This window comes from Poseidonibacter sp. (assembly GCF_041821165.1).
Lineage (GTDB): Bacteria > Campylobacterota > Campylobacteria > Campylobacterales > Arcobacteraceae > Poseidonibacter.
Window position 1 is genome coordinate 5,376 of the sequence record NZ_JBGUES010000061.1, and the last position, 6,377, is coordinate 11,752.

The 6,377-nt window shown below is 24.3% G+C and carries 7 protein-coding genes; all 7 read left to right on the forward strand.

Features of this window, described 5'->3' with window-relative positions; genetic code table 11:
• On the forward strand, nt 1–493 hold a 493-nt coding region (locus ACERKK_RS06530; protein ID WP_373772282.1), incomplete at its 5' end, for a hypothetical protein.
• Entirely contained in the window at nt 483–2,450 is a 1,968-nt protein-coding gene (locus ACERKK_RS06535; RefSeq protein ID WP_373772283.1) for a GumC family protein, read from the forward strand. The genes ACERKK_RS06530 and ACERKK_RS06535, both read left to right, overlap by 11 nt.
• The gene (locus ACERKK_RS06540; protein ID WP_373772284.1) at nt 2,425–3,534 is read left to right on the forward strand and encodes a polysaccharide biosynthesis/export family protein; all 1,110 of its coding nucleotides are present in this window, start codon (nt 2,425–2,427) and stop codon (nt 3,532–3,534) included. Before ACERKK_RS06535 ends, ACERKK_RS06540 begins: the two co-directional genes overlap by 26 nt.
• Before the next feature lies 1 nt (nt 3,535).
• Nucleotides 3,536–4,066: a serine O-acetyltransferase gene (locus tag ACERKK_RS06545; RefSeq protein ID WP_373772285.1), complete on the forward strand. Its 531-nt coding sequence runs from the start codon at nt 3,536–3,538 to the stop codon at nt 4,064–4,066.
• Between the two features lie 10 nt (nt 4,067–4,076).
• Complete coding sequence (locus ACERKK_RS06550) at nt 4,077–5,402, forward strand: O-antigen ligase family protein (protein ID WP_373772286.1); 1,326 nt, start codon at nt 4,077–4,079, stop codon at nt 5,400–5,402.
• Complete coding sequence (locus ACERKK_RS06555) at nt 5,386–5,763, forward strand: hypothetical protein (RefSeq protein ID WP_373772287.1); 378 nt, start codon at nt 5,386–5,388, stop codon at nt 5,761–5,763. Before ACERKK_RS06550 ends, ACERKK_RS06555 begins: the two co-directional genes overlap by 17 nt.
• 11 nt (nt 5,764–5,774) lie before the next feature.
• Nucleotides 5,775–6,377: glycosyltransferase family 4 protein (locus ACERKK_RS06560; protein ID WP_373772288.1), on the forward strand; the 603-nt coding region annotated here is incomplete at its 3' end.

Here is a 6,377-nt window from a genome sequence, read left to right on the forward strand (position 1 = left end):
TTATGCACAAGATAATTATGATGAGGTTTCTTTACATATTTTTAGCGACCATGGAATGTGTGATACAAAAGATAGCGTTGATTTAATTTCAATAATTGAAAAAAGCAATCTTGATTATGGAAAAGATTATGTTGCTATGTATGATTCTACAATGGCAAGATTTTGGTTTTTAAATGAAAATGCAAGAGTAAAAATAGAAGATATCTTAAAAAAACAAACATCAGGAATAATCGTAGATGATGATGAATTAAAAAGAATGAATGTATTTTTTGAAGATAGAAGATTTGGAGAGTTGTTTTTCCTAACAAATCCAGGAACTTTAATAAATCCAAGTTATTTTGGATTAAAAGCAATTCCAGGAATGCATGGTTTTCATCCTGACCATAAAGATTCAGATGCTTTAATGTTTTCAAGTACAACAATAGATTCAAATATAAATAGCATTACAGATATTAGAAAAGTAATGGAAAAAGAGATTAGAAATGAAAAATAATGAAATTAAAACAGATGATTTTTTTACTATTAATCCTTTTTATTATCTAAAAGTATTAACATATAAAGCACCAATAATCCTATTAGTAACGATTATTTGTGTTGTAATCTCTGTTTATTTTGTAAACTCTTATAGCACTGTTATTTATAAAGCTGTTTCAAAAATCATAAGATATGATAAAAAAATATCTATGCCAAGAGATGTACCTTATAAATTTCAAAACTTTAATTATGATACTGCCTTACAAACAATAAGAACAAGAAAAAATTTAAATGAAGTTATCAAAATATTAAATCTTGATACAACAGTTGAAAAACTATTTTCATCTTATGAAATTAGAAGAAGAAAAAACTCAGATATTATTGAAATATTTTTTATTCATAAAGATAAAGATATGGCTGTAAAAGGTGCAGATTTATTAACAGAAATATTTTTAAAAAACTTTCATGAAATTCAAAATGCTGCAACAAATGAAATCTACAACTATTATAAACTTCAAAAATCAAATATAGAAGTAGAAATAGAAGCTTTAGAAACACAAAAAGTTGCTTTTAATAATAAAAATAAAATCTTATCTTTAGATATTCAAAAAGATTATAAATATGAACAATTAAATGAAATAGCTTTAAATCTTATTGATACAAAAGTTTTAAAAAATGAATACACAACAAAAATAAAAGAGATAAGTGAAAAACTAAAAAATATTCCAAAAGAAGTGCAACTTGAATATTCTGTAAGATCAGCTGATTTAAAAGCAATAGATGAAAAAGAAAAAGAGTTATCTAAAATGAAACAAAAATATACACAACATAATCCAAAAATTAAAACTCTTAAAAAACAAATTGAAAAAATGAAAGATAACTATGCAAATAATAAAAATAAAAAAAATATTCCAGATGAAATCACATATGGAAATAATCCTTTATTTATAGCTTTAGTAATAGAACTATCGCAAAGTAAAATAGGTGTAGTTTCATCAACAAATAGAATTGCTGAATTAATACAACAACAAGAATTTACACAAAATGAAATAAAAGAATTAAACTTTTTAGAAAAAGAGTATTCAATAATTTATAAACAATTAAAAGAAAAAAAACAATTAATGGATTTAGTTGTTCAAAGATTAAATGAGTTAAAAATTGTACTTGATTCAACACAAGAAGATTTTAAATTTTTAGAAAGAGCAAAAACTCCAAAATTCCCTGAGTCAAACTATAAAAAAGCAATTGTAATTGCTAGTGCTTCTTTTTCTTTATTTATTATGATTGGATTTTTTATTTTGAAATCATTTTTTGATTTTAAAATAAAAGAGCCATTTGATATTAGAACAAGATTTAATATCAAATTATTAGGAGAGTTCACAGATACTAAAGATAAAAAAATTATCAAAAAAGATTCATTGAATTTTATAAATAATTTTATTAAATCAACAAAAAATAAAAAAATAGTTTTAGTATCAAGTGACTTAGAAAAAACAGGAAAAACATTTGTAATTGATTTATTAACGTATTTTTCATCAAATATAAAAAGAAAAATTTTATTTATTCAAACAGTAGATAAAAATAGTGATGAAATAAAAGATTCATTAATAGATTATTCAAATGATAATGTATTAGATTTGAAAAATGTAAATATTGTAAATGAGTTTGTTGATAAGTTATATATTATCAATGATGAAAAAAATGATTATCAACTTGCAAATGATAAAGCTACTTTAAAATTATTTAAAGAGTTAAAAAATAGTTCTTATGAGCAAGTGATTTTTGAAATTCCATCATATGACTCAAATCCATATTTTTTTATTAATCTATCTTCTTATGCTGATTTAATACTTTTAGTTTTTAAATCAAACTATTCAGATAGAAAAAAAATAGATTTACTAATAAATGAAATTAAAAAACTAGGTTTAAAACATATTCAAGGAGTATTAAATGTTATTGATAAAAAATTTATTTAATATTATCATCATTATGATAGTGGCTGTACTTTTTGTAGCTTGTGTTGCTTCACCTAAACCAGAAGCTAGTGATAAATCAAAACTTTTAAATAATGAAAAAGTTTCAAAAACTAAAAAAAGAAATATGACTTTTGAAGTAATTGAAAAAGATTTTGAAATTATTCATAATGGTTTAAATGAAAATGAAGAGAAAAAAGAGCTTCTTGAACTACATAAAAACGAACAAAAAGATTATGTAATTGGTTCTGGGGATATGTTTAATATTTTTGTTTATGAAGAGTTAGATTTAAGTGTAAAAGGTTCTGTTGTAAAAGCAGATGGAACTTTGACATTCCAATTAATTGGAGATGTAAAAGTTGCAGGACTTACTATAAATCAAGCAATGATAAAAATATCAAATAAACTAAAAAAATATCTTGTAAATCCAATTGTATCTATTATTCCAGTTGAGTTTAGAAGTACAAGTTTTACAATATTAGGCAAAGTTTCACTTCCTGGGACTTATCAAATTACAAATAATACTAAAGCAATTGACTCAATTGCAATTGCACAAGGTCTTTCAATTGGTATTTTTGAAGATAATACTATTGAACTAGCAGATTTAGAACATGCTTTTATTAGACGAGGAAACAAAGTTTTACCAGTTAATTTTATAGAGTTAGTAAGAAAAGGAAATCCTTTACATAATATTCCTTTAAAAGATAAAGACTATATCTATATTCCATCAGCTTTAAATACAGAAGTTTATATCTTAGGAGAAGTTAATCTTCCTGGACATTATGGATTTAAAGAAAGAATGACTTTAAGTCAAGTAGTTACGTATGCCAAAGGATTTAAAAAAACTGCAAACTTAGAAAAAGTTGCGATTATTAGAGGAAATCTTACAAACCCAACTGTTTATCTTGCAAACTTAGAAGATATTTTAGAGGGTAAAATGAAAGATTTTTTAATGAAACCTTTTGACATTGTTTATATTCCAACTTCTACACTTGGAGATTGGAATGATATTTTAAAAACAATAATGCCAAGTTTAGAAGCTATTCAAAGTGGCTATATCACAAATCAAATTATAAGAGGAGATTAAGATGAAAACGTTTTTCCAAAAAATAAAAGAAGATATTGCGATTTATAAAAATAAAGAAACAATATCAAAAAAAGATTTATTACATGTATTTAATCCAAGATTATATCCTGTAATTTTAGTAAGAGTTGCTAGTTTACTTAGTCAATATCATTTAGGTGTTTTAGGAAAAATTGTTTCTTTTCTTAACTTTGTTTTATTTGGTTGTGATATCGCAAGAAAAGCTAAAATTGATGGAGGTTTATATTTACCTCATACAAGTGGAGTTGTAATTGGTGAGTTTGCAACAATTGGAAGAAATTGTATTATTCACCAAGGTGTAACTTTAGGAGATAGAGGCGAAGAGTATGAAGATGCAAATCCTACTATTGGAGATTTTGTAGAGATTTGTACAGGAGCAAAAATATTAGGGAAAATCACTTTAGATGATTATTCAATTGTTGGAGCCAATAGTGTTGTTTTAAAAGATGTACAAAGATGTGCAGTAGTTGTTGGAATTCCAGCAAAAGTTGTTAAATATAGAGAAGTTATTTAAAGGTTAGATTATGTTTGAGTTAAAATATATCATCTTTTTTATTGTTCTTTTTATAGGAGTTCCTATAGCTGTAGTATTTGCTAAAAGATTTGATTTTGTTGAAAAATCTTTATGGTTTTTACTACTGTTTTTTACAGCTAAAACAGAAGATATAAACTTTTTCTCAATGGAAACATACAGAGGAACAGCAAGAGGTTTTGAAATAGGACTTGTTGATATTACAGCTATTATTCTATTTTTTGTGATTTATTCAAGAAGAGATAAGTTTCCTATTACTATTCCTGCTGGAAGTTCTTTATATTTTATTTATTTTGCTTTTTCATTTATTTCTATAATAAATAGTGATGTATATATTTATTCATTTTTTGAGTTATGGAAAATGATAAGAATGTATTTTTATTTTTTTGTAGTTTATAACTTAGTTCGATCATTTGATGATATTGAGCAGTTTTTAAAATTTATGTTAATAATCGTAGGTTTTATTACATTTATGGTTTTAAAACAAAAATATCTTGAAGGAATGTTTCAAACAAGAGGGCCTTTTCCTCATCAAAATTCACTTGTAATGTATATGATAGTTTATGGAAGTATATTTTTATCTTATTTACTAAATGTAAAAAATGCAAAACTTTATGTTTGGTTACTAGCTTTTGGTGCTGCTAGTGTTGATATTATCTCTACTTTATCAAGAGGTGGAATGGCCGTATTTTCTATTTCTATATTTATAATATTTTTATTATCTTATAGAAATAAATTTACTTTAAAAAAATTAGGAATTACCTTAGTGTTTTTAATAGGAGCTACTGGTATTTTATATAAAGCCAGTGACACAATAATTGAACGTGTTCAAACAGCACCTGAGGAGTCTTTAAATGTAAGAGTTGTATTAGCACAAGCTGCACAAAATATGGCAAATGATAAAACTTTTGGAATAGGGCTTAATAACTTTGGTTTAAAAATAAATCCACCTTATTCTTATGGTGAACATATAGAGAGAAAAGATAGTGATGAAAAAGGTGGTTTAGTTGAAACTGTTTATCTAATGGTTGCAGCTGAAACTGGTTGGCATAATTTACTTGTATTTATAAGTTTTTTACTATTTTTTTATTTTAAAAATATAAAAAATTACCTTGCTTTAAAAAAAGGAAAATATAAAAAATATAGATATCTTCCTATGGCTTTTATAGGTTGTCTTACAAGTATTTATTTACAATCTACAATGGAATGGGTACTAAAACAAACAAATAATTTCTATCAACTTATGTTTATTTTTGCTCTTATTGTAGCAATTACTAAAATATTACAAAAAGGAAAAGAACATGGAAAATCTAAATGAAAATACAATTTTTGAACAAATAAATCCTTTAATAGAACAAAGTATGACAAATGAACAAAAAAGAGAAACTAAAAGATTAATCTCTTGTGCATTGCCAAAACCTAGAAAAAAAATCATAACATTAAACTTTAATTTTTGGTTTTTTAAAATGTTTTATATAACTATTTATTTAGGTAGTGAACATAGAAGTATTTCAAGAAGATTTAGTATAAATAAAGTTTTTCAACTATTTGTAATTTCATTTTCTACTTTTTTTGTTTTTTTAGTAATACTTTCTGCACTAACTGCAATCTTTTTGGCTTTATATTATATAAAATCGCTATTAGGAATAGATTTATTTCAATTCCATCTTTTAAGATAAAAGGATAGATTATGAAAATTTTGATTTTAAGTAATTATTATCCGCCTTATTATATAGGTGGTTATGAACTAGCGTGTTTTGATACGGTTGAGTACTTAAAAAACGCAGGTCATGATGTTTATATTTTAACAGGTGATTACAAAGAGTGTAGTCAAAATTTTCAAAGAGTATATAGAAAACTAAAATATATAGATTATTCAAATCCATCTTTTTTGGATAAATTTAAAATAGAAGAGTTTAACTACAATATTACAAAAGATGTAATTTCAAAAATAAATCCTGATTTAGTTTATATTTGGTCTTTACGATTAGTTTCACTAGCTCCTTTATGGGCAGTTGAACAAACAAAGGTAAAAAAAGTTTTTGAAATAGGTGATTTTTGGATGAAGGGGTTTTTATCAAATTCATTTATGTCAAAAATAAAAAGAAGCATAAAACAAGTAATACCATTTTTTAAAAGTGTTGAAGTAAAAATAGATCCTATTATTAGTGTTTCAAACTGGATGAAAGAAGAGATGAAAGAGTTATATGGTTCACAGCAGATATTTCAAATACCAAATGGTACAAAAATCACAAAAGAAAAAGTAGAAAAAAATAGTGTAATGATGAGGTAT

Excerpts from the sequence above, each read along its gene's own strand:
- ACERKK_RS06535 (WP_373772283.1), top strand. The coding sequence starts at position 483 with ATGAAAAATAATGAAATTAAAACAGATGATTTTTTTACTATTAATCCT.
- ACERKK_RS06540 (WP_373772284.1), top strand. The coding sequence starts at position 2,425 with ATGTTATTGATAAAAAATTTATTTAATATTATCATCATTATGATAGTG.
- ACERKK_RS06545 (WP_373772285.1), top strand. The coding sequence starts at position 3,536 with ATGAAAACGTTTTTCCAAAAAATAAAAGAAGATATTGCGATTTATAAA.
- ACERKK_RS06550 (WP_373772286.1), top strand. The coding sequence starts at position 4,077 with ATGTTTGAGTTAAAATATATCATCTTTTTTATTGTTCTTTTTATAGGA.
- ACERKK_RS06555 (WP_373772287.1), top strand. The coding sequence starts at position 5,386 with ATGGAAAATCTAAATGAAAATACAATTTTTGAACAAATAAATCCTTTA.